We start from the raw sequence: 21,001 nt of genomic DNA on the forward strand, positions 1-21,001 counted from the left end.
AATTGCGTTGCACATCTGTGGGTCTGCGTGAATCCCCGGGAACGCGCAGCGCGCGCCCCGGAATGACGGCGCTAGCTTTCGAGCTGCTCGTTGGCGACGATCTCGATGCCGAAGCCTGACAGGCCCTTGTAGTCGTGCACCGATGAGGTGAGATGGCGGATCGAGGTGACGCCGAGATCGCGCAGGATCTGCGCGCCGACACCGACCTCGCGCCACTGCCGGTTGCGGTCCGCCTCGGTCGCGCTCTCATCGGGCAGCGGCGCTACGGGGACGCCGGCGGCGCCGTCGCGCAGGTAAACCAAGACGCCACGGCCGGACTTCTTGAAGTGCTCGAGCACCGTCGCCATGCGCGTGTGGCCGGTGAAGATGTCCTTGACGATGTTGGGCTTGTGGAAGCGCGTCAGCACGTTCTTGCCGTCCCCGACGCCGTTGTAGACGAACGCGACGTGGGCGATGGAATCGAACGGCGAGCGGTAGGCATAGCCCTGAAGCGGCCCGATCGGGCTTTCGGTGACGAAGGTCGAGACCCGCTCGATCAGCTTCTCGCGCACTTGGCGATAGGCGATCATGTCGGCGATGGTGACATGCTTGAGCTTGTGGTGGGCAGCGAAGCGGGCGACCTGCTCGCCCTTCATCACGCTGCCGTCGTCGTTCATCAACTCGCTGATGACGCCGACCGGCGGCAGGCCGGAGAGCTTGCACAGATCGACCGCGGCCTCGGTATGGCCGGAGCGCAAGAGCACGCCGCCGTCCTTGGCAATCAGCGGGAAGATATGGCCGGGACGAGCAAAGTCGTTGGCGCCGGCATTGGGATTGGACAGCGCGCGGCAGCACGAGGCGCGCTCTTCGGCCGAGATGCCGGTGCCGCCGTCGGGCTTGTAGTCGATCGAGACCGTGAACGCGGTGGTGTGCGCGGAATCGTTGTGGGCCACCATCGGATCGAGCCGGAGGCGTCGCGCGTCCTCGGTGGTCACGGGCGCGCAGACGATGCCGGAGGTATGGCGGATGATGAACGCCATCTTCTCGGCGGTGCAGAGCGAGGCGGCGACGATCAGATCGCCCTCGCCCTCGCGGTCCTCGTCGTCGGTGACGACCACAAGTTCACCCCGGGCAAAGGCCTGCAAGACTTCCTGAACGTTATCGGGCATTTCCCAATCTCTATCGGTTATCGCCGGGAGGCTTAGCCGGACTTGGGCCGGGGCGCTAGTGTCATGGACGCAACTCCATATGCCTGGAGGCCGGCCAGAGCGGGCTTTCAGGCTTGCACCGAACATACCAGGGATATGGGCGGGGACGGCCCGCAAGGAAGGCGGCCGGGCGCCGTCAGGGCAGCACCTCGCGCCGCTCGCCGAGCCGCTGATCGAGCTCGGCACGCTTGTCGGCCAGAAGGCCGGCCTGGGCGGCTTCGATCACGGTGAACAGCTCATGAGCGTCGCTGAGCCGGGTCACGGTAACGTAGCTGGCCCCGGCGTCGTAGAGCTCGCCGACGTCGGCCAGGAGGTCGGCGGTGGCCACGATCAGGGCGGTCGGGTTGAGTGCGCGGACGTGGCGGACCAGCTTCTCGTTGGTGGCGCCCTTAAGCAGCGAATCCGGCACGCTGAGGATAATCATCTCGGACTTGCCGATGCCGGCATGGAGCAGCGTGTCGACATTGCTGATGTCGCCATAGATCACGTGCAGGCCGCGCGAAAGCAGCGTCTGGTACACATTGGGGTTGAAGTCGACCACGGTGATCTGCTCGAGCAGCACTGGTGTCTGCCGCTCGATCTCGGCCAGAAGCGCGCTCGCCGCACGGAAAAAGCCGAGGATGACGATGCGGCGGGCCTCGCCATGGCCGGCTTCGTGCCCCTCCTCGCCATGGCCGTTGCCGTGGTCGAGATCGCGCAGGCCGATCCGCTTCAGGGGGCCGATCGCCCAGCGGGTGATCTCGTCACTGCGAGTCATCACGAAGGTCGAGACCACGGCCAGCACCACGAAGGCGAAGGAGGCCGCATTCGCCGTCTCGGCCGCGATGTGATGGTCGGCAACGCCGGTCTGGATCACCACCAGCGAGAATTCGGAGATCTGCGCGAGGTTCAGGGCCGGCAACAGGCTGGCGCGCAGGCCCTGCTTCATCAGGTAGAGCGGGGCGAAGGTGGTGACGAGACGGCTCACCACCGTGAACGCCGCGATCATCAAGGCAAGCCCGATTACGGAGAGACCTGGCACGGGAATTGTCATGCCGAGCGCGACAAAGAACAGTGTGATGAAGAAGTCGCGGAGCGTGGTGACCTTGGCGGTGACGTCGAGCGCGTAAGGAAAGGTCGAGAGCGAGACGCCGGCGATCAGCGCGCCCATCTCGCGCGACAGCGAGAGCCGCTCCGCGGTCTCGGCGACGAGGAAGCACCAGGCGAGCGCGCCAAGCAGGATAAGCTCGGGGCGGCGGGCGATCTGATGGAATAAGCGCGGCAGCACATAACGGCTGACCAGCAGCGCGGCGGCAACCAGCACCCCGACGCGGCCGATCGAGATCAGGATGACGCTGACCTCGAGATTGGCGAGGCTCGGCTGCACCGCCAGGAACAGGATGGCGAAGATGTCCTGGAGCACCAGCACGCCGAGCGTGATGCGGCCCGGCAGCGTGTCGAGCTCGCGTTTTTCATAGAGCACCTTGACGATGATGACGGTGCTCGACAGCGCACAGGCGATGCAGAGATAGACCGCATCGAAATGCCCGCCGCCGAGCGACAAGCCGATGCCGACGAAGAACAGCACCCCGAGCAGGCAGCCGCCGAGGAGCTGGCCTCCCGCCGCGAACAGGATCACCTTTCCCGCCCGCACGATCTTCTTCAGGTCGATCTCCAGCCCGATCATGAACAGCATAAAGATCAGACCGAGTTCGGAGATGACGCTGATCGATTCCTGCGACTTGACCCAACCGGCGCCGAATGGACCTATGCAAAAGCCGGCGATAAGATAGGCCAGGATCAGCGGCTGCCGGGAGAAATGGGCGAGCAGGCCCAGCATCCAGGCAAACAGAATACAGAGAGTGATGTCGCGAATGAGCTCGTGCATACCAAATCGGTCCGTTTTGCCGCACCCTAGAGACGGGTTGCGGCGCGGCAAGCGAGCAATTCGTCACATGCGGAAAGAGCTTTTCGCAGCAATGCTGCTATGCCCCCTCGCCTGCGCCGTGCCCGCAGCCGCTCAATCCAAGGTCAATATCGAACAAAACTTTGCTGATTCGCTCACCGCGCTGCCGAAGGAGGACCTCGCCGTCTCTGGCGGGTTCTACGTGCCCGCCTATTCCAGCGTTGCGATGAGCCAGGGCAAGCTGCGTGTCGATTTCTCGGTGACGCTGAGCGTACACAACGCCTCCGAGACCCAGCCGCTGGTGGTCAAACGCATCGCCTATTTCGACACCGCAGGCAAGCAGGTCGAGACTTATCTCAAGGCGCCGGTGGCCGTGAAGCCGCTCGCCACCGTCTCGATCTTCATTCCGACTGACGACGTGCGCGGCGGGACAGGGGCCAATTTCATCGTCGACTGGGCCGCAACGGGCGAGATCGCCGAGCCGGTGGTCGAGGCCTTGATGGTTGGCGGCATCGCCAATGCGCATTACGCTTTCATCAGCCAGGGCCGTCCGACCCGGACGGTCGGCAAGAAATAAGGCCCGGCCCGCTCGGCGGGCAAGAAGAAATAAGGCTGGCCGGCGCAACGCCGACCGCTCAACAAGAACAGAAACGAGGAACGCCCCATGACGTCCAGCTTCGATTTCGCGCCCCTGTTTCCGGCAGGGTTGCTGGCCCCTTCTGCGCGCTGGACGGGCCTTGCCAAATACAGCTTCGTCGGAGGCAACAACGATTCCGAGCAACTGCCGCTCGACGGCCTGATCGAGGCGGCCAACCAGGCCCTGCAACGCGAGGGCCGGTCGCTGGCGACCTATGGGCTGGCGCATGGCCCGCAAGGCTACCTGCCCTTGCGCGAATTTCTCGTCACCAAGCTGAAGCGCGATGCCGGCATCAACTGCACCATCGACGACCTCCTGATCGTCTCAGGCTCGCTCCAGGCGCTCGACCTCGTCAACAACACGCTACTGACGCGCGGCGATACCGTGATCTTCGAGCAGGAAAGCTATCAGGGCTCGTTGACCCGCTTGGCACGGCTCGGGGTCAACGTGGTTGGCATCCCCCTCGACAAGGACGGCATGCGCATGGACGTGCTGGCCACGACGCTGGCAGACCTCAAGAGCCGCGGCATCCGGCCAAAATACATCTACACCATTCCGACGGTACAGAACCCGACCGGCAGCATCATGCCGGAAGGCCGCCGCGCGGAGTTGTTGCGGCTATCGGCAGAATACGGCGTGCCTGTATTCGAGGACGATTGCTACGCCGATCTGGTCTGGTCAGGACAGCGGCCGCCGGCGATCTATGCGATGAGCCCGAACGGCGGCGTGATCCATATCGGCTCGTTCTCGAAGTCGATCGCGCCGGCGCTGCGCGTCGGCTTCATCGTCGCGCCATGGGATGTGATGTCGCGGATGCTGGCGCTGAAGACGGACGCCGGCTCCGGCGCCCTGGAGCAGATGGTGCTCGCCGCCTACTGCAAGCCGCATTTTTCGACCCACGTCCCGGCGCTGACAAAGGCGCTGCGCACCAAGCTTGATACGCTGATGGAAGCCCTCAACGAGCAATTCGGGACGACAGCCGAATTCGAGGAGCCGAAGGGCGGCATCTTCCTGTGGGTGAAACTGCCCGATCAGGTCGATACGCTAAAACTGTATCAGGCCGCACTCGCGGCCGGCGTATCGATCAATCCAGGGCCGGAATGGTCGACCGACAAAAGCCATTCCAGCTCGCGGCTGCGGCTGTGCTTCGCGAGCCCTTCGCATCAGCAAATCCGCGACGGCGTCGCCGTGCTGGCCGAGGTGTGCCGCAAGGAGTTCGGCGTGCCGGCCCGCAGCGCCAACGTGGAGAAGCGGCCCTAAGCCACCTGGGGCTGGCTGCCGTGGATCGCGGAGGCCGCGCCATCCTACCCCGGAAGCAGCCGGCCTCATCGACGCGGATCAAATTCGCGCGCGAATGGCGGCTGCCGTGGACCGATGCGAGCAGGATGCTACGCTTTGGCATTATTGGAAGTGGGGCTTTTCAGGACATGACGCGTTGTCCGAGCCGCTGGATCACGGCGGCGCTGCTGTGGCTTGCATTCACGCCAGCGGCCGGCGCCGAGACGCTTGCGGCGACGGTCGAGCAATGGGGCCTGCTCGGCTCCTGGGCGGTCGATTGCGCGGCTCGCCCTGACCGCGACAAGGGCGCGGCGCTGACTTACGAGATCCGGAAGGACGGAAGGGTGATGTACCGGCGCAATTTCGGCGAAGCCAAGGACGAGAACGAAGTGGTGTCGGCCACGGTCGGCGCCGAGGGCCTGCTCAATGTGATGGTGTACTTCCCCTCGCTGCATCAGACGCGCGAGTTCGGTCTGCTACTCTCAAAGCAAGGTAGCTTGCGCGCGATCTACAATCGCAGTGAGCGCGGCGAGTACACGATCAGGGACGGCAAATACGCCGCGACAGGCGCGCCAACACCGGCACAGCAACGCTGCGATTGACTATTACCCTCGAGCTTGATCTCTCGAAAAACTGCTCCACACTTTTTTGTCTGAACAGCTGTTCAGAATTCTCTGGTGATTCCTCCGGAACGTTCACGCGAATGCGCCGTTTAGATTTGCATTCTATTGGAGGAGGACATCTTGAAGAAACTTGGTTATGTGATTGCTGCTATCGGCGCGCTCGCGGTGGCATTGCCGACGCTCGCCAGCGCGGAGACGGTGGTGATCAAGCGCGGTCATCATCACGGCCCGTACGGCGCCCGCGCCGAATACGGCATGCATCGCGATCACGGCTGGCATCGCGGCTGGCACCATCGCGACAAGGCCGTCGTGATCAAGCGTGGCGGTCATCGCCACTGGGACTAATGCGCACGCAATACGGAAATGGCCCCTCACGGGGCCATTTCTTTGCGTGTTCGAAACGTTCGGCGAGGTTAGTCCCACGCCGGCGCGAAGCCGGGATTGACGCAGCGGCTGTCTTTCGGCAGCGCGGCGATCTTGTTGCGGTCGGCATCGTCGAGCGTGATCTTCAGCGCGTCGAGATTGGCCTGTTGGCTCTCAAGGCGTGAGGCCTTCGGAATCGCGGCGACGCCATCCTGGTCGAGCAGCCATTTCAGCGCGACCTGCGCGGCGGTCGCGTCGTGCTTGGCGCCGATCTCGGCCAGCACCGGATCGGATGCGACACGCCCCTGCGCCAGCGGACAATAGGCGACCAGCGCGATCGACTTGGCGTTGAGATAGGCCAGTACCTTCGATTGATCGAGCATCGCGTGATATTCGATCTGATTGCAGGCGATCGGCGCTCTGATGTCCTCGACGGCGATCTTGAGCAGCGCGGTGGTGAAGTTGGCAACGCCGATGGCCCGCATGCGCCTCTCGTCCTTCAGCTTCATCAGAGTCTCGAACACCACGCCCCAGTTCGCGGCCTTCGACGGCCAGTGCACGAGATAGAGGTCGACGTGGTCGAGCTCGAGCTTGTTCAGGCTGGTATCGAAGGCGCGGCGGATCGCGTCGGGACTGAGGTTCTCGTGCCAGACCTTTGTCGTGACATGCAGCTCGCCGCGCGGCAGGCTCGACGCAGCGAGTGCGGCACCGATCGGCTCCTCGTTGGCGTACATCTCGGCGGTGTCGATATGACGATAGCCGATCGACAGTGCGCTCTCGACCGCAGCGCGGCAGGCATCGCCCTGCATGCGGAAGGTGCCGAGGCCGAGCTTGGGCATGCTGATGCCCTGTGTCTTCAGATTGTCCATGAAAAAGGCTCCTGACGTATCCCGCTGGATGCCGGCGGCGCTGCCGCGTGAGCAGACGTTTCGGTGATGGAAAGAGGTGGCGGGAGCCGCCACAATAGCGCGCGAGCCGCAGGGTCGCCAATCAAGATCGGGTTAGCGGCCTACGAATGCTGCGCCACCACCGCCGGGCGCGCCTGCGGCTGGGGCACGATGTCGACGGACCAGAGGTCGCAATTGTCGACGTCTTTCAGGGTCACGGTCATCACGCCGCTGGCGCCATCGATCTCGACGCGGCCGAAGAATTGCAGGCCGAAACAGGGCGCGAGGTTCTCGCCCTGCGCCTCGCTGCAACCGTTCTGGTACATCGCGACCGGACCAAAAGAGTTGTCGAGCCCGCCCGGTCCCCAGGTGCCGGCATGCAAGGGCCAGAGACGAATTCCCAGAACGGCTCGAAGTCCCGGAATGCGCCTTGTTCGGATCGTAATAATGCGCGGCGATGTAGTGCATGTCGGCGGTGAGCCAGATAACATAACATTGCGGATTCCAGCGTGCTTGATGGAGGCAAGGAGGTCGGCGATCTCGTGCTCGCACCGGTCGGGCGGCCCATCGCCGAGCGCAACCGCATCGAGGCTGATCACGCCGATCGGCAGGTCGGCCGCGATCACCTTCCAGGCCGCGCGCGAGGCGGCGAGCTCACGCTTCAGCCAAGCGAGTTGCTCGGCACCCAGGATCTAGCCATGGCGATCGTCGCTGTTGTTCCAGCTATCGTCGCGATAGCTGCGCATGTCGATCATGAAGACGTCGAGCAGCGGACCATAGGCGATTTTGCGATAGACCCGGCCCTTGCGCGCGCCGATATCGCGGATCAGCATGTAGTCCAAGAAGGCGCGGCGGGCGCGCGCGACCAGACGCGGGGTTGCCGTCGTCCTCATAGCCGGCGTCGTCATAGCTGCCGGTCGGCGACCAGTCGTTGGTGACCTCATGGTCGTCCCGCTGCGCGAACATCGGCACTTGCGCGTGGAAGGCGCGGAAGTGCTCATCGAGATGGTTGTATTTGTAGTTGCGGCGGAACTGCGCAGCGTGCGCGACCTCGGCTTTTTCCTTCTTGACTTCGCGCCTACGGTTTTACGACGCGCGGACGACGGTTTCGAACCGGGCTAGTGCTTCCAGTTGCAGATGCCGCCGGTGCGGCATGGCCAGGTCTGGATACGGGTGTCCATCGCCTGCGCGTCCAGCGGATTGCCATGGCGATGTGCAAGCTTGGTGCGCGCTGCGCCGCGCGGCCGGACGCTCTTGGCATGCACAACCTTCGGCTCGGCCACGTGCACGCGTTTGGTGGCAACCTTCTTCGGCACGTCGACAGGTTCGGTGCGCGCCTGCGCCTCGTTGCCACCCTTCGCCTCCAACGCGACTGGCGCGAATTGCGTCTGGGGCCCGAGCCTCTTCGGCGACAGCACCGCCCTGGAGAGATCGAGGCCGAGATATTCGTCGGGCTTGTAGTCGTCAGCGCGCGCGACGCCGCCCCATGCGAGCACGAGGGCAATGGCAACCGCAAAAGGAACGCTCTTCAGGACCACGGACGCCTCCTGAATTGATTATTTGAGGGTAATTTATCTCTATTTAGGAGGCGTCGCGTGCAATTCCAGCGGCCAAGTACCGCCGTGGTTAAGAAGTTTGGCAGTGTTAGGCGCCCCTTCGCGCTGCACCCGTCCCGTCCAGGAACGCCATCAGGCGGCTCCGGATGATCTGTTCCGCCTCATCCATGATGCGGTCGACGAGTTCCTTGCAGGAGGGGATGTCGCGGATCAGGCCCGCGACCATGCCACAGCTCCAGGCGCCCGCGTCCATCTGGCCGTCCAGCATGATCTTGGGATAGACGCCCGCGACCTGATCGTGGATATCGTCGATGTTCAGCTTGTCGCCCTTTTCGCGCTCGATCTCGAGCAGGCGATCGACATTGGCGTTCTTCAGCACGCGCTCCGTGTTGCGCAAGCTCCGCATGATCAGGCGGGTGTCGAGCTCGGTGGCCGCGACCAGCGCGTTCTTCACGTTCTGATGCACCGGCGCTTCCTTGGTGGCGATGAAACGGGTGCCCATGTTCATGCCGGCCGCGCCCAGCGACAGCGCCGCGACCAGGCTGCGTCCGTCGACCATGCCGCCAGAGGCGACGAACGGAATCTTCAGCTCCTCCGCCGCACGCGGCAGCAGGATCATGTTGGGAATGTCGTCCTCACCGGGATGGCCGCCGCACTCAAAGCCGTCGACGCTGACAGCGTCGCAACCGATGCGCTCGGCCTTCAGGGAGTGGCGGACTGACGTGCATTTGTGGATGACCTTGACGCCGGCCGCCTTTAGCGCCGGCATGTATTGTTCGGGGCTGCGGCCCGCGGTCTCCACGGACTTGACGCCACCTTCGACGATGGCTGCGATGTATTCCGGATAGGGCGGCGCGGCGAAGCTCGGCAGGAAGGTGAGATTGACGCCGAACGGCTTGTCAGTCATGTCGCGGCAGCGCGCGATTTCCTTTGCGAGCAACTCCGGCGTCTTCTGCGTCAGGCCGGTGATGATGCCGAGCCCGCCGGCATTGGAGACGGCAGCGGCAAGTTCGGCAAAGCCGACGAAATGCATGCCGCCCTGGATGATCGGGTGCTCGATTCCGAACAGTTCGGTGATCGCGGTCTTCACGTATGGGCCTCCCGGGTCTTGCTTGATGTTGCGATCAGTCTAGCCGGACTTTTGCGCCGGGGTCACCATTTCTCTCCGAAGGAGCGGATCTCCATCTCGAATGTCCCAGGGGCTGCTTGAGCTGCTGATGGTCCGCCAATCAGCATCGGCAACGGAATCACTGGGGCATTCATCTGCCCTCAATGCGATCGCGCCGGTGCGCTCAGGTCGATCGGCCGCAGCACGGCCGCCGTGGGAATCATCAGCACTGCGACGATCGCGAGCGTCCAGAACACATCGATATAGGCGAGAAAGTCGACCTGCTGCTGCAGGGTCCGGCCGACCCATGCGACCGCCTGCGACGCAGCGTCGCTCGCATTCGAGCCCTGCGCCTGAAAATAGCGTGTCATCGCGTCGATGGTCTGCTGGTAGCCGAGGTCGGACGGCGCGGCGTGCTCGATCAGCCGGCTCTGATGGAATTGCTGACGCTGAGCCAGAATCGTCTGCGCCAGCGCAACACCCATGGAGCCGCCGATGTTGCGGGCGACGTTGATCAGCGCGGAAGCCTGGTTGGTCTTGTCAGGCGGCACGCCGTCATACGACGCAGTCGTCACCGGCAGGAACAGAAAGGGTAAGCCCAGCGCGAGGAAGATGCGCGACAGCGCGGCATAGCCATAGGTAATGTCGCCGGTGAGCCCCGTCAGATGCCACATCGAGAACGCGACGATGGCGGCGCCGAGCATGATGAGGTATTTCGGCTGCACCGTGCTGACGAGGCGACCAACCACCGGCATCAGCACCAGGGTCGCGATGCCGCCGGGCGACAATGCGAGACCGGCCAGCAGCGCCGTGTAATTCAGCTCGGTCTGGAGCAGTTGCGGCAAAAGCTGCGTAGTGGAGATCAGCACCCCGCCGGTGCCGAGCATGACCAGAAAGCAGGCCGCGAATTGCCGGCGGCCAAGCAGGCGGAGGTCGACGATGGGATCGTCGCGCGTCAGCTCCCACGGGATCAGCGCGAGCAACGAGACGGCTGCGAGCACCGCGAATAAGACGATCACGTTCGAGCCGAACCAGTCGTTGCGCTGCCCTTCGTCCAGCACGTATTCGAGCGAGCCAAGCCCGATCGCGACGAGTACGAAGCCGACATAATCGACGCGCAGACCCTTGCTCAGCAGCTTCTTCCTCTCCTCCTCCGCGCCCGATGGCTCCTTGACCAGCGTGCCGACCAGGAACAGGGAGAGCATTCCCATCGGCACATTGATCAGGAACACCCAGTGCCAGCTGTAGGTATCGGTGATCCAGCCGCCGAGTGTCGGACCGATCACGGGCGCGACCACTACTGCGACGCCGTAGATCGCGAAAGCCTGGCCGCGCTTGTGCGGCGGGAAGGAGTCCGCGAGGATCGCCTGCTCGCTGGTCGCCATGCCACCGCCTCCGAGGCCTTGCAGGATGCGGAACAGCACCAGCGCCTCCAGATACCAGGCGAAGCCGCACAGCAGTGACGCGACCGAAAACGTCGCCACGCATATCATGTAAAAACGCTTGCGGCCGATCACTGTGGAGAGCCAGCCGGATATCGACAGCACGACGGCGTTGGCGACGAGATAGCTGGTGATGACGTAGGTGCTCTCGTCGATGCCGACGGCGAGCCCGCCGGCGATGTGACGCAACGCGACATTGGCGATGGTGGTGTCGAGCACCTCCATGAAGGTCGCGATCGAGACCACGAAGGCGACGAGATAGGGATTGTGTCCGCCGGCAGCCGAGCGCTCCGGCGACCAACCAGCTGCGGATACGCCGCCTTGCGCTGCGTCCGTCATCGCACCCTGGTCCAAGGCACGACCGACATGCCGGGACCGACCGGCAGATCGGCCGGCCAGTTGTCGACCACGATCTTCACCGGCACGCGCTGCACCACCTTGACAAAGTTGCCGGTAGCGTTCTCCGCCGGCAGCAGGCTGAACGCGGTGCCCGACCCCGGCTGCACGGAATCGACACGTCCCGTCAGCTTGCGCCCAGGATAGGCATCGATGCGGATTTCGACCGGCTGTCCCGGACGCATGTCGTTGAGTTGCGTCTCCTTATAGTTGGCGACGATCCAGACTTCGTCAGGCACGAACATCATCAGGCTCTGCCCCGCTGTCACAAACGTGCCTTTGGCGCCGCTGAGCTTGACGACGCGGCCGGACTGCGCTGCGACAACGCTGGTATATTGCAAATTCAGCCTGGCCTGATCGAGCTGCGCCTGCGACTGTTGAAGCTGTGCCTTGGCGCCTTCGAGCTGCGCTTGCAGCGTCTTGATGCCGAGTTGCGCGGCCGTCACCGCAGTCTTGGCGCGCTCGGTGTTGGCCTGCTGGGCCTGAAGATCGGAGTGTGTCTGTTGCTGGCGCTGCACGGTGCCGGCGCCCTTTTCGACCAGATTCTGGGCGCGCGCGAACTCTTCCTGAGAGAACTGAAGCTGGGCTTGCGCCTGCTCGAGCTGCGCCTGAGCCTGCTTGATCTGCTCCTGCTGCGAAACGATCTGCGCCTCGACATTGTCGATGTTGGCCTTGGAGACCGCAACTTGAGCTGTGGCCTGATCTAAGGCAATGCGGTAGTCGCGCTCGTCGATCTTGGCAAGGAGATCGCCGAGTTTGACATGCTGATTGTCCGTGACCGGAACGTCAGTCACGTAGCCGCCCACTTTTGAGGCCACGGAAAAGCTGCGCGCGGCGACGAAGGCATCATCGGCGGATTCGTAGTGGCGAACTTCGAGCCAGTAGAGCAAGCCGCCGGTCAGGGCCGCGAGCAGAACGACGACGCCAAGGGTCGCCAGTAACCAATGCTCGCGGAGCCGATCGCGCAGCGACGGCGTCGTCGCCGGCTTCTGGTCCTTGGCATCGCGGGTCCGATCAGGAGACGTCTTCGGAGCTTCCTTCACCTTCTGCGGCTGCTCCGCGGACGGCCCACGCTCCCGTGTCTGAGCATCCACGGTGAACACCTTTCCAAGGGACTAAACCGGCGGCAGAGCGGCCAAGCCCGGGGCCTAACGACAGCCCCCGAGCATGGTTCCGGCCTTCGAGAGCCCCACTGTCATTCATGATTGCAGTGCTCAAAAAGGAAGCGCGGCACCGTGCCTGCCGCCGCTGCCCTGCACTTTGCTCAGTGCGTCTTCGTCTCTTGCCACTTCTCGAGGTCGTGCTTTACCTCGCCCGACTTTTGCTCTTTCTCCGGATTGCCCTTCCAGGGCTTGTCCGTCTGGGCATGCGATCCCCAGTCATTCTGACGCCGGGGATCGTCGGTGGGCCGTTCCTTGCTCATCGGATCTCCCTTTTGTGCGGCCCTCAAGCGAAGGGAACACCATAGTAGGAGTTGATGTCGCGAACCGCGGCGTCATCGCCCCAGTTCCAGTCGCTGCGTCCACCGTATTTCGGCGCACCTTCGAGCGCTTTGGCGGTAATCCCGGTGACATAGCCGCCGAGCTCCGTATCGTATTTCAGCGATTGCCAAGGTAGCGGATAGTGATCGTTGCCGAGGCCCAGAAATCCGCCGAAGCCGAGCACGGCGTAGGATACCTTGCCGCTGACCTTGTCGATCATCACGCGTTCAATCGAGCCGATCTTGTTGCGATCAGCGCCATAGACCGGTGTTCCCTCGACCTTGTCGCTGCCGATCAGGCGACCCATCTCGGTTCGATCCATTTCGCCCTGATTCAACATCTCAGTTCTCCGCTCCGTCAGTCTATGGACCAACCGAATGCGGAGGCGATCGTTCCAGACGGCACTTGCGACCAGACAGGAACATCGCCCGAAACGCGCTGTTCTTGAGTTTCCAGATCAGGAAACCGGGGAGCCGCCTACAATGTCCCAGACCGTCTCCGACTTCATCGTCCAGCGTCTCTATGACTGGGGCGTACGCCACATTTTCGGTTACCCCGGCGACGGCATCAACGGGGTGTTCGGCGCGATGAACCGCGCCGAGGGCAAGATCGGTTTCGTGCAGGCGCGGCATGAGGAGATGGCGGCGTTCATGGCGAGCGCCTATGCAAAATTTTCGGGCCAGCTCGGCGTCTGCATCGCGACCTCGGGCCCCGGCGCCTCGCATCTCATCACCGGCCTGTACGACGCGCTGCTCGATCACCAGCCGGTTCTGGCGATTGTCGGCCAGCAAGCCCGCAACGCGCTCGGCGGGAGCTATCAACAGGAACTCGACTTGGTCTCGATGTTCAAGGACGTCGCCGGCGCCTATGTCGTGCAGGCGTCCACCCCGGCGCAAGTGCGCCACCTGATCGATCGATCGGTGCGAACGGCGCTGGCCCGGCGGACGCCGACTGCAATCATCCTGCCCAACGATCTCCAGGAGGAGGCCTACGAAAGCTCGCCTCAGGCGCACGGCACGCTGCATTCCGGCGTCGGATACAGTTCTCCCAGCATTACGCCGCGCGAGACCGAACTCGACCGTGCGGCCGAGGTGCTCAACGCCGGCGAGAAGGTCGCAATGCTCATCGGCGCCGGCGCGCTGCATGCAACTGACGAGGTGATCGCCGTCGCCGACCGGCTATCAGCCGGTTGCGCCAAGGCGCTGCTCGGCAAGGCCGCGCTCCCCGATGACCTGACCTGGGTCACCGGCTCGATCGGCCTGCTCGGCACCGAGCCCAGCTACAACATGATGATGGAATGCGACACGCTGCTGATGGTCGGCTCCGCCTTTCCCTATGCCGAATTCCTGCCGACGGAAGGCGCGGCGCGCGGCGTGCAGATCGACATCGACGCCAGCATGATGTCGATCCGCTTCCCCATGGAGGTCGGTCTCGTCGGCGATGCCGCCGAGACGCTGCGCGCGCTGTTGCCGCGGCTTGCTCCCAAGAGCGACGGCGCATGGCGCAAGGGCATCGAAGATGACGTCGCGAAATGGTGGAAGACGCTGGACGATCGCGCGCATCAGCCCGCAGCGCCGGTCAATCCACAGCTCGTCGCCTGGGAGCTGTCCCCGCGCCTGCCCGACCGCGCCATCATCACCAGCGATTCCGGCTCTTGCGCCAACTGGTTCGCGCGCGACCTAAAGATGCGCCGCGGCATGACCGCCTCGCTCTCCGGCGGCCTCGCCTCGATGGGCGCCGCGGTACCTTACGCACTCGCCGCAAAATACGCTCATCCAGACCGGCCGGTGATTGCACTGGTCGGCGATGGTGCGATGCAAATGAACAACATGGCCGAGCTGATCACGGCCGCGAAATACTGGCGCTCCTGGCGCGATCCGCGCTTCATCGTCTGCGTCTTCAACAACGAAGACCTCAACCAGGTCACCTGGGAGCAGCGCATCATCAACGGCGATCCCAAATTCGAGGCCTCGCAGCGCATTCCGGACGTGTCCTATTCCCGCTTTGCCGAGATGATCGGCCTCTCCGGCATATTCGTCGACAGTCCGCAACTGCTCGGCTCGGCCTGGGAGCAGGCGCTGGCGAGCGAGATGCCCGTCGTGCTTGAGGTGAAAACCGATCCCGAGGTGCCGCCGCTGCCGCCGCACATTACATTGCAGCAGGCGAAGAATTTCTCGCTCGCGCTGATGAAGGCAGATCCAAACCAGAGCAGCATGATCAAGGGGGCGGCACGGCAGGTGCTGGAAAATATCCTGCCTGGATAAGGAATGAGGTGAAGCATGAGCGATTTTCGCGATATCCAGCACGGCGTCAACGATCCCGTCGACGGTGTCGACGTCAGGCGACAGATCAACGCCAACCAGACCCCGCATGAGCGGGCGCAACGACACGCCGATGTGCGCGCTGATCCGTCGGCCTCGCCGGCAGAATCATTCTTGCCTGAGAGACTACGGCGCAAGCCGACCGATCCGATCAATCCGCGCACGGGTCGCAATCCGACGGATTAGGAACCTCGGTCCCGGCGCGGTGTTGGTCGTCGCAAAGACCCGCGCGGCATGCAGCCGCGCCGCCAATCCGGAGGACCGATCATGAAACGTACCACCATCGCCTTTGCTTGTGTGCTTCTCGCAAGCCCCGCGCTCGCCCAGTCGCTCGGCGAGAAGACCGGCGTCAACTCGGTGCTCGGCGTCGCGCCTGCTACCGCAGACTTCGTCAAGGAGGTCGCTATCAGCGACATATTCGAGATCGAATCGAGCAAGCTGGCCCAGCAGAAGGGCAACGCGCAGGAAAAATCCTTTGCGCAGCAGATGGTGACCGACCATACCAAGACCAGCAGCGAGCTCAAGGGCCTCGTCGGCGACGGCAAGGTGCAGGCGACCCTGCCGACGGCGCTCGACAGTTCGCACCAGAGCAAGCTCGACAAGCTCAAGGGCGCGACAGGCAAGGATTTCAGCTCGGACTACAATTCCTACCAGGTCAGCGCGCACGAGGACGCGGTCTCACTGTTCGACCGCTACGCCAAGGGTGGCGACAATTCGGCGCTGAAGGACTGGGCCGGCAAGACGCTGCCGGCACTCAAGCATCATCTCGACATGGCCAAGGAGCTCGGCAAGGCACCGAGCGTCGGGCAGTCCAAGTAATCATCGCATGAGGACGCCGGCCTCACCGGCGTCCTCATGTCAGCAACGATGCTCCTCCGCTCGTTGAGACCGCAAGATTGCGGAGACCACCATGGCGCATCAAGGCAAGACGTCAGTATCCCGCCGGCACGTGGTTCACGCGGCGAGCGCAACGCTCGCTGCGGCTTCGCTGGCGTCTTCGTCAGCGAAAGGAGACACCGAGATGGCCGAGCACGACCTGATCAATCCCGTCACTCGCTATCCCAAACCGCCCTTCAAGAAGCAGTCACAGCCCTGGCCGGGCCTTGCCGGCAAGATGGAGCCGCGGCCGGATCATGGTGAGACCAGCTACAACGGCTCCGGCCGCCTCGCCGGCCGCAACGCGCTGATCACCGGCGGCGATTCCGGCATGGGCCGCGCGGCCGCGATCGCCTATGCACGCGAAGGCGCCGACGTCGCCATCAACTATCTGCCGGCGGAAGAGCCCGACGCACAGGAAGTGATCGCGCTGATCAGGAAAGAAGGACGAACCGGGCTTGCGATCCCCGGTGATCTCAAGGATGAAGTCTTCTGCAACAAGCTGGTCGAGCAGGCTGTCCAGGGTCTCGGCGGGCTCGACATCATCGTCAACAACGCGGCACGGCAGCAGACGCGCGCCTCGATCCTCGACGTCTCGTCGGAAGACTTCGACGCGACCATGAAGACCAACATCTATGCGCCGTTCTGGATCATCAAGGCTGCGCTGCCGCATCTCAAGCCCGGCTCCTGCATCATCGGCACCACCTCCGAGCAGGCTTACGATCCCTCGCCCGATCTCTACGACTATGCGCAGACCAAGGCCGCGACGATGAACTACCTGAAGTCGCTGGCGAAGCAGCTCGCCCCCAAGGGCATCCGCGTCAACGGCGTCGCGCCCGGACCGATCTGGACACCGCTCCAGGTCTCCGGCGGCACAACCATGGAGAAGCTCGAAAAATTCGGGGGGATGACACCGCTCGGCCGTCCCGGCCAGCCTGCCGAATTGGCCTCGATTTACGTGCAGCTCGCCGCGGCCGACGCGAGCTATGCGACCGGCCAGGTGTATGGTTCCGCCGGTGGATCGGGGCAGCCGTAGTCCCGGCGCCGCGGGCTGATGCCACGATGTAGAGTTCGGGAACCTTCTTTGTCTCCGGGCCTTACAACCATGTCATGAAGGACATCACGCTTGCAAGCCGATGGCATTAGTGAACGTCAAACCTACGCGGATCGACACCGCAATCGCGGATGAGATCGCTGATGACACCAATTCAGGCATCGAGCGCACCGCGCAGTCATTAACCTGGGCCGCCGACGAGCACGTGCTGCTCGCGCTGGCTGCCGCAGGTTGGCTTTATACTCATCTTCGGCAGCCGCAACAGCGGCCCATTGCAAACCACGTCCTAGCTGTTTCGCTGGCGACTGCCTTTCTGCCTCACGTCCTGAAATCCGTGTTCGATCAGATCAGGCCAGACCGGCTGACCCTGCGCGGGCACGGACATGGAGTTCCCATCTCAGGACAGGCGCGCGACTCCTTTCCTTCCGGTCACGCGGTCCATATGGGCGCACTTGCCTCGGCGGCGGGCCTGCTGCCGAAAACGCCGCGTCGTTTGGTACGCATGGTTGCGGTCGGGGTTTCGCTGACCCGGATTGCGGTACTCGCGCATTGGTCGAGCGACGTGGTCGCGGGCTTCGCCCTTGGCGCGGCCGTGGAGAGGCTGATGCGGCCATGGACGCTGGCCAAATCGAGGGGCGGAAAAGACAAATGGCGGGTGTCGCCATGACCGAATATGTCCTGCGCTTCATTGCGGGCGGCGTGATCGTGTCCGCCTTCGCGATCCTTGGCGACATGCTCAGGCCCAAGAGTTTTGGCGGCCTCCTCGGCGCCGCGCCGTCGGTCGCGCTCGCCACGCTCGGCATCGCGGTCGTTCAGCACGGCCCGCAATACGCTGCGGCCGAAAGCTGGACCATGATCTACGGCGCGGTCGCCCTCGCCTGCTACAGCCTTGCCGTTTGTCAGGTGCTGATGAGGCTTCGTCTCGACGCGCTCCCCGCCACGGTCCTGGCCTTTGGCGCCTGGCTCGTGGTCGCCTTCGGTCTGCTTGCGGGTTTCGGAGGCGCCGCCTGATGCTGGTCAAACTGTCTCCATCGGCGTTGAAGCAGACGCGTTGGTACGAATACGCCGTTCGCTTCGTACTCGGCGGCTTCGCGACAATGCTCGCGGGACTCCTCGGCTCGCATTTCGGCGTCTCTGTCGGCGGGCTGTTTCTCGCGCTTCCAGCCATCTTCTGCGCCAGCGCGACGCTGATCGAAAGCCACGAGCGTCACGCCAAGGAGAAGGCCGGTCTGAGCGGGCGGCGGCGCGGACAGAAGGCGGCTGCGCTGGATGCTGCAGGTGCCGGGCTCGGCAGCATCGGCCTTGCGGCATTCGCCGCCGTCTTCCATGTCACCGTCGGAACCAGCATAGCGGTCGCCTTCATTGCTGCTTTGACGGTCTGGGCGGTCGTTTCCGTATCGGCCTGGTGGCTCAGGCGCAGGCTGCGCATCATCTCCCACAAACCGCACCGGTCAGCCTGTTCGCCATCTGCGAAGGGCACTCCCCTCGTGAAGCCTTAGCGCTTTCGCGCGGGTCGACGGTTGCAACTTCGGTGGTTGAAGGCCCGGGCTGTTGGCCCAGCGCTCCACCTGCTCGATAACCCTCTGGTGGCTCGGGCGCACTGGCTTGGGTGCTTCGGCCTCTTCGGAAAGCTTGCGGGGCAATCTGACTTCGTCCGTCATGACATCTCTCCCGTTTTGCCTGAGCATGCACCCGTCCGAAGATTTCTTCATTAACTTAACTTAACTTATTGATTTGCCTGTATGTTTTTACTCACTTGGCACCATTGTCAGATTTGATGGAACCCGGGCCGAACTCGTTTGTTGAGCAGACTACTCAGCTTACTCATTCTGGGTGATTGACCATGAACGACCTTCGCGCCGAGCGGCTCCAGGTCATGCTGTCACCGGAGGAACTGGCCGCGGTGGACGACTTCCGGTTCAGACATCGCATGCCGACACGAGCCGCGGCGGTGCGCGAACTCCTCAAGCTCGGACTGGCTGCCGCCGGAGTCGATGCAGCGCCTAATATCAAATCAAGTAGCTTCGGCGTGTTCGGCCGCGGCCCGGACGGCCACACGCATGCAAATTCGGAGCGCGACTCTGAGGATTAGTCCGGCTTCATGCTCAAGCAAACGGCCCCGGCACGGGAGCGCCAGGGCCGTCCTTGGAGATCGCTTCCGGAGCACCGGGGGCATGACAACCGGAAGCAATCCATCGACTCTTCGCCCGCGGATTCGTTCCTCGTAAGAACTAGCCGCTCGGCGCGTCGCCCGCATCATCCGGCGCCATGCCGGATCCGGGGGTCTTGCTATTGTCGTTCAGCTTGGGGTCACGCGTGGCCTCACGAGAGGACGAGCCTTCTGGCTCCGACTTATGCACGGTCTGCGCACGCTGCTTGTCGCGCGGTTGCTGTTCACCGCGCTTATCTCTGACGATACCCTGGTTGGAATGGGCCATGATGTCCTCTCGCTTCTCTGGTGTGTCTCGAAGCGCTTACGCGCCGGAGCGTCGAAGGTTCCGGCGCCCGGGGGCGATCGCGGCTAACTGTGCGCAGCGTGGACCGCCGCCGATGCATTCTCCAGATGCACCTGCCGCACCGTCGTCACGGTCGCGAATGCGACCGAAACGCCAAAGGCGAGAACGAGCGAAAGAAGAACCAGACGTGGAGCCATCGCAAAACCTCCTTCCGGAATCAAGATCAACGCGATCGACTGTTCGCGGATGATCCTGGATTGGTGGCTTGCATTCCGTGAGCAGTCTCACACGCGAATTCACGAAACGAGAGCGCTCACGCATCCTGCGTTTGGAGGACGCGGACCTTTACGGGCGGGATTTCACCGTCCAGCCAGTCCTGCTCGTTCGCCAATGCCGTCCAGGCATCCGCCATACGCAAATAGCGATTATGAGCGGGCTGCCCTTCCGCGCGCTCGGCGAGCTGAAGGCAGTTGTCGGCGTTATCTCTGAAAATGTCAGACTGTTTCATGGATAATATCTGGGGACGGAACTCCGGCGCCGCAACCGCCTTTTACCGGATCGTAACGATCGGGGAACTTCACACCGCACCCGTCATTGAAGAGGCATGAGGATTGTTGTCGCGATAGTCTTGGGTTTCATCAGCACAGCAGCGTTCGCCGACAGCACTGGTGAGCGAACGGCTGGCAACCACGTGCCGACCGCAACCGATGTTATCACCGGTCTCTACACCTTCAGCCGTTTCCAGCAGGACCTGCTGGAGAGCACCGACCTGAAAGGCAATGCGGAGGTGAAAAATCTCGCGGCCCTGCGCGCCGAAGAGGCAGGCCAGCGCGACAAGACCCTGAAGCAGATTCAGGACGCGATTGGTGCGGAGCCGCACGCCGGCAAGACAACGTCAGTGAGCGCAAGCCTCGTCGAGCCCGAAAATGCGGATGGACCAACTTACGTCAGAAGCTTCTATGCCGCGCAGATCCTCGAATATGAATCCGCCATCAGACTGCTCGATCGCTATTTGAGGGCGCCCGACGATCCTGCGCTCGCGGCCTTCGCGCGCGAGCAATTGCCGGTGCTGCGCTCGCAAGTGAAAGATGCGGAGCGCACCATGGCGGACAAATAGCAGCCCTATTTGTCTTCCGGATGATGCTGCTGGCTCTCCGGCCGCACCGTGCGGTTGCTCTCGGGCATCTTGTCCCGGCCGGCATCGCCGTTGTCGTCCCTGCCGCCCGAGGTCGAGGTGCCGCTGCCGCTTGGGTTCGATTTGGTTGCGGTCCCTGTGGTCTGCGAACCCGCGTGTGGCGTGGCGGAGCTTGCCGCGGGATCGCCGGTCACAGCCCCGCGTCCGCTGGGCGCGCCAGTCTGGGCCAGCGCCGATCCAGCGGCAAGCAATGTGACGACAAGGGCGGCCAATCCGGCTCTCATATGCGCTCTCCCTGTGTTTGCGGGCTAACCTC

General features: G+C 63.5%; 26 protein-coding genes and 1 pseudogene. 13 read left to right on the forward strand and 14 right to left on the reverse strand.

Annotation, left to right across the window (positions count from 1 at the left end):
• Positions 1-71: 71 nt before the first annotated feature.
• Positions 72-1,148, reverse strand: a complete 1,077-nt coding sequence (gene ribB, locus IVA80_RS12290) for a 3,4-dihydroxy-2-butanone-4-phosphate synthase (protein ID WP_247429691.1) — start codon at positions 1,146-1,148, stop codon at positions 72-74.
• A gap of 175 nt (positions 1,149-1,323) precedes the next feature.
• The gene (locus IVA80_RS12295; RefSeq protein WP_247429693.1) at positions 1,324-3,054 is read right to left on the reverse strand and encodes a cation:proton antiporter; all 1,731 of its coding nucleotides are present in this window, start codon (positions 3,052-3,054) and stop codon (positions 1,324-1,326) included.
• 91 nt (positions 3,055-3,145) lie between these two features.
• Here IVA80_RS12295 and IVA80_RS12300 point away from each other — a divergent pair, with 91 nt between their 5' ends.
• The 4 genes from IVA80_RS12300 to IVA80_RS12315 all read left to right on the forward strand — a co-directional run bounded on the left by IVA80_RS12300 (position 3,146) and on the right by IVA80_RS12315 (position 5,955).
• Positions 3,146-3,649 carry a DUF3124 domain-containing protein gene (locus tag IVA80_RS12300; protein ID WP_247429695.1) on the forward strand — a complete coding sequence of 168 codons (504 nt, stop codon included), beginning with the start codon at positions 3,146-3,148 and terminating at the stop codon, positions 3,647-3,649.
• A gap of 87 nt (positions 3,650-3,736) precedes the next feature.
• Positions 3,737-4,969: a PLP-dependent aminotransferase family protein gene (locus tag IVA80_RS12305; protein ID WP_247429698.1), complete on the forward strand. Its 1,233-nt coding sequence runs from the start codon at positions 3,737-3,739 to the stop codon at positions 4,967-4,969.
• Positions 4,970-5,136: 167 nt separating this feature from the next.
• Positions 5,137-5,589, forward strand: a complete 453-nt coding sequence (locus IVA80_RS12310; RefSeq protein WP_247429701.1) for a hypothetical protein — start codon at positions 5,137-5,139, stop codon at positions 5,587-5,589.
• A gap of 141 nt (positions 5,590-5,730) precedes the next feature.
• Positions 5,731-5,955, forward strand: a complete 225-nt coding sequence (locus tag IVA80_RS12315; protein WP_247429704.1) for a hypothetical protein — start codon at positions 5,731-5,733, stop codon at positions 5,953-5,955.
• 68 nt (positions 5,956-6,023) lie between these two features.
• Here IVA80_RS12315 and IVA80_RS12320 read toward each other — a convergent pair whose 3' ends face one another.
• The 8 genes and pseudogenes from IVA80_RS12320 to IVA80_RS12360 form a co-directional block, all read right to left on the reverse strand.
• Positions 6,024-6,842 carry an aldo/keto reductase gene (locus IVA80_RS12320; protein WP_247429706.1) on the reverse strand — a complete coding sequence of 273 codons (819 nt, stop codon included), beginning with the start codon at positions 6,840-6,842 and terminating at the stop codon, positions 6,024-6,026.
• A 140-nt stretch (positions 6,843-6,982) separates the two neighbouring features.
• A pseudogene (locus tag IVA80_RS12325) lies at positions 6,983-7,925 on the reverse strand (alkaline phosphatase D family protein); the annotation flags it as partial.
• Between the two features lie 53 nt (positions 7,926-7,978).
• Positions 7,979-8,398, reverse strand: coding sequence for a hypothetical protein (locus IVA80_RS12335; RefSeq protein WP_247429710.1), 420 nt, complete (start codon positions 8,396-8,398; stop codon positions 7,979-7,981).
• Positions 8,399-8,504: 106 nt separating this feature from the next.
• Complete coding sequence (locus IVA80_RS12340; RefSeq protein ID WP_247429712.1) at positions 8,505-9,506, reverse strand: nitronate monooxygenase family protein; 1,002 nt, start codon at positions 9,504-9,506, stop codon at positions 8,505-8,507.
• 179 nt (positions 9,507-9,685) lie between these two features.
• Positions 9,686-11,305: a DHA2 family efflux MFS transporter permease subunit gene (locus IVA80_RS12345; protein ID WP_247429714.1), complete on the reverse strand. Its 1,620-nt coding sequence runs from the start codon at positions 11,303-11,305 to the stop codon at positions 9,686-9,688.
• On the reverse strand, positions 11,302-12,456 hold the full coding sequence (locus IVA80_RS12350) for an HlyD family secretion protein (RefSeq protein ID WP_247429716.1): 1,155 nt from the start codon (positions 12,454-12,456) through the stop codon (positions 11,302-11,304). Before IVA80_RS12350 ends, IVA80_RS12345 begins: the two co-directional genes overlap by 4 nt.
• Positions 12,457-12,626: 170 nt before the next feature.
• Positions 12,627-12,785 (reverse strand): hypothetical protein, encoded by a 159-nt coding sequence (locus IVA80_RS12355; protein ID WP_247429718.1) that lies wholly within the window; start codon positions 12,783-12,785, stop codon positions 12,627-12,629.
• A gap of 23 nt (positions 12,786-12,808) precedes the next feature.
• A complete protein-coding gene (locus IVA80_RS12360; RefSeq protein ID WP_247429720.1) occupies positions 12,809-13,183 on the reverse strand; it encodes a PRC-barrel domain-containing protein in 375 nt (124 codons plus the stop codon).
• 142 nt (positions 13,184-13,325) lie between these two features.
• Here IVA80_RS12360 and IVA80_RS12365 point away from each other — a divergent pair, with 142 nt between their 5' ends.
• The 8 genes from IVA80_RS12365 to IVA80_RS12400 all read left to right on the forward strand — a co-directional run bounded on the left by IVA80_RS12365 (position 13,326) and on the right by IVA80_RS12400 (position 19,186).
• Positions 13,326-15,107: a thiamine pyrophosphate-requiring protein gene (locus tag IVA80_RS12365; RefSeq protein ID WP_247429722.1), complete on the forward strand. Its 1,782-nt coding sequence runs from the start codon at positions 13,326-13,328 to the stop codon at positions 15,105-15,107.
• A gap of 15 nt (positions 15,108-15,122) precedes the next feature.
• Entirely contained in the window at positions 15,123-15,350 is a 228-nt protein-coding gene (locus tag IVA80_RS12370; protein ID WP_247429724.1) for a hypothetical protein, read from the forward strand.
• Between the two features lie 81 nt (positions 15,351-15,431).
• Complete coding sequence (locus tag IVA80_RS12375; protein ID WP_247429726.1) at positions 15,432-15,983, forward strand: DUF4142 domain-containing protein; 552 nt, start codon at positions 15,432-15,434, stop codon at positions 15,981-15,983.
• A 91-nt stretch (positions 15,984-16,074) separates the two neighbouring features.
• Positions 16,075-17,076: an SDR family oxidoreductase gene (locus IVA80_RS12380; protein WP_276007213.1), complete on the forward strand. Its 1,002-nt coding sequence runs from the start codon at positions 16,075-16,077 to the stop codon at positions 17,074-17,076.
• Between the two features lie 100 nt (positions 17,077-17,176).
• Positions 17,177-17,761, forward strand: coding sequence for a phosphatase PAP2 family protein (locus tag IVA80_RS12385; RefSeq protein WP_247429728.1), 585 nt, complete (start codon positions 17,177-17,179; stop codon positions 17,759-17,761).
• Positions 17,758-18,105 carry a DUF3147 family protein gene (locus IVA80_RS12390; protein ID WP_247429801.1) on the forward strand — a complete coding sequence of 116 codons (348 nt, stop codon included), beginning with the start codon at positions 17,758-17,760 and terminating at the stop codon, positions 18,103-18,105. Before IVA80_RS12385 ends, IVA80_RS12390 begins: the two co-directional genes overlap by 4 nt.
• Positions 18,105-18,593: a DUF3147 family protein gene (locus tag IVA80_RS12395; protein WP_247429730.1), complete on the forward strand. Its 489-nt coding sequence runs from the start codon at positions 18,105-18,107 to the stop codon at positions 18,591-18,593. The genes IVA80_RS12390 and IVA80_RS12395 overlap by 1 nt, the downstream gene beginning before the upstream one ends.
• 344 nt (positions 18,594-18,937) lie before the next feature.
• Entirely contained in the window at positions 18,938-19,186 is a 249-nt protein-coding gene (locus IVA80_RS12400) for a hypothetical protein (protein ID WP_247429732.1), read from the forward strand.
• Between the two features lie 139 nt (positions 19,187-19,325).
• On the opposite strand, the gene IVA80_RS12405 is transcribed toward IVA80_RS12400, so the two are convergent.
• The 3 genes from IVA80_RS12405 to IVA80_RS12410 all read right to left on the reverse strand — a co-directional run bounded on the left by IVA80_RS12405 (position 19,326) and on the right by IVA80_RS12410 (position 20,058).
• A complete protein-coding gene (locus IVA80_RS12405; protein WP_247429734.1) occupies positions 19,326-19,532 on the reverse strand; it encodes a hypothetical protein in 207 nt (68 codons plus the stop codon).
• Between the two features lie 83 nt (positions 19,533-19,615).
• Complete coding sequence (locus tag IVA80_RS38335) at positions 19,616-19,747, reverse strand: hypothetical protein (RefSeq protein ID WP_256467369.1); 132 nt, start codon at positions 19,745-19,747, stop codon at positions 19,616-19,618.
• 116 nt (positions 19,748-19,863) lie between these two features.
• Entirely contained in the window at positions 19,864-20,058 is a 195-nt protein-coding gene (locus IVA80_RS12410) for a hypothetical protein (protein WP_247429736.1), read from the reverse strand.
• 96 nt (positions 20,059-20,154) lie between these two features.
• Here IVA80_RS12410 and IVA80_RS12415 point away from each other — a divergent pair, with 96 nt between their 5' ends.
• On the forward strand, positions 20,155-20,667 hold the full coding sequence (locus IVA80_RS12415; protein WP_247429739.1) for a DUF4142 domain-containing protein: 513 nt from the start codon (positions 20,155-20,157) through the stop codon (positions 20,665-20,667).
• Between the two features lie 5 nt (positions 20,668-20,672).
• Here IVA80_RS12415 and IVA80_RS12420 read toward each other — a convergent pair whose 3' ends face one another.
• Positions 20,673-20,969: a hypothetical protein gene (locus IVA80_RS12420; RefSeq protein ID WP_247429742.1), complete on the reverse strand. Its 297-nt coding sequence runs from the start codon at positions 20,967-20,969 to the stop codon at positions 20,673-20,675.
• Between the last annotated feature and the right edge of the window lie 32 nt (positions 20,970-21,001).

Source organism: Bradyrhizobium sp. 139 (assembly GCF_023074175.1).
Taxonomy (GTDB): Bacteria; Pseudomonadota; Alphaproteobacteria; order Rhizobiales; family Xanthobacteraceae; genus Bradyrhizobium.

What these genes read in the sequence shown, in the direction of transcription:
- ribB (WP_247429691.1), bottom strand. Translation starts at nt 1,148, where the DNA reads ATGCCCGATAACGTTCAGGAAGTCTTGCAGGCCTTTGCCCGGGGTGAA.
- IVA80_RS12295 (WP_247429693.1), bottom strand. Translation starts at nt 3,054, where the DNA reads ATGCACGAGCTCATTCGCGACATCACTCTCTGTATTCTGTTTGCCTGG.
- IVA80_RS12300 (WP_247429695.1), top strand. Translation starts at nt 3,146, where the DNA reads ATGCTGCTATGCCCCCTCGCCTGCGCCGTGCCCGCAGCCGCTCAATCC.
- IVA80_RS12305 (WP_247429698.1), top strand. Translation starts at nt 3,737, where the DNA reads ATGACGTCCAGCTTCGATTTCGCGCCCCTGTTTCCGGCAGGGTTGCTG.
- IVA80_RS12310 (WP_247429701.1), top strand. Translation starts at nt 5,137, where the DNA reads ATGACGCGTTGTCCGAGCCGCTGGATCACGGCGGCGCTGCTGTGGCTT.
- IVA80_RS12320 (WP_247429706.1), bottom strand. Translation starts at nt 6,842, where the DNA reads ATGGACAATCTGAAGACACAGGGCATCAGCATGCCCAAGCTCGGCCTC.
- IVA80_RS12345 (WP_247429714.1), bottom strand. Translation starts at nt 11,305, where the DNA reads ATGACGGACGCAGCGCAAGGCGGCGTATCCGCAGCTGGTTGGTCGCCG.
- IVA80_RS12355 (WP_247429718.1), bottom strand. Translation starts at nt 12,785, where the DNA reads ATGAGCAAGGAACGGCCCACCGACGATCCCCGGCGTCAGAATGACTGG.
- IVA80_RS12360 (WP_247429720.1), bottom strand. Translation starts at nt 13,183, where the DNA reads ATGTTGAATCAGGGCGAAATGGATCGAACCGAGATGGGTCGCCTGATC.
- IVA80_RS12365 (WP_247429722.1), top strand. Translation starts at nt 13,326, where the DNA reads ATGTCCCAGACCGTCTCCGACTTCATCGTCCAGCGTCTCTATGACTGG.
- IVA80_RS12370 (WP_247429724.1), top strand. Translation starts at nt 15,123, where the DNA reads ATGAGCGATTTTCGCGATATCCAGCACGGCGTCAACGATCCCGTCGAC.
- IVA80_RS12375 (WP_247429726.1), top strand. Translation starts at nt 15,432, where the DNA reads ATGAAACGTACCACCATCGCCTTTGCTTGTGTGCTTCTCGCAAGCCCC.
- IVA80_RS12380 (WP_276007213.1), top strand. Translation starts at nt 16,075, where the DNA reads ATGGCGCATCAAGGCAAGACGTCAGTATCCCGCCGGCACGTGGTTCAC.
- IVA80_RS12385 (WP_247429728.1), top strand. Translation starts at nt 17,177, where the DNA reads ATGGCATTAGTGAACGTCAAACCTACGCGGATCGACACCGCAATCGCG.
- IVA80_RS12390 (WP_247429801.1), top strand. Translation starts at nt 17,758, where the DNA reads ATGACCGAATATGTCCTGCGCTTCATTGCGGGCGGCGTGATCGTGTCC.
- IVA80_RS12395 (WP_247429730.1), top strand. Translation starts at nt 18,105, where the DNA reads ATGCTGGTCAAACTGTCTCCATCGGCGTTGAAGCAGACGCGTTGGTAC.
- IVA80_RS12400 (WP_247429732.1), top strand. Translation starts at nt 18,938, where the DNA reads ATGAACGACCTTCGCGCCGAGCGGCTCCAGGTCATGCTGTCACCGGAG.
- IVA80_RS12405 (WP_247429734.1), bottom strand. Translation starts at nt 19,532, where the DNA reads ATGGCCCATTCCAACCAGGGTATCGTCAGAGATAAGCGCGGTGAACAG.
- IVA80_RS38335 (WP_256467369.1), bottom strand. Translation starts at nt 19,747, where the DNA reads ATGGCTCCACGTCTGGTTCTTCTTTCGCTCGTTCTCGCCTTTGGCGTT.
- IVA80_RS12410 (WP_247429736.1), bottom strand. Translation starts at nt 20,058, where the DNA reads ATGAAACAGTCTGACATTTTCAGAGATAACGCCGACAACTGCCTTCAG.
- IVA80_RS12415 (WP_247429739.1), top strand. Translation starts at nt 20,155, where the DNA reads ATGAGGATTGTTGTCGCGATAGTCTTGGGTTTCATCAGCACAGCAGCG.
- IVA80_RS12420 (WP_247429742.1), bottom strand. Translation starts at nt 20,969, where the DNA reads ATGAGAGCCGGATTGGCCGCCCTTGTCGTCACATTGCTTGCCGCTGGA.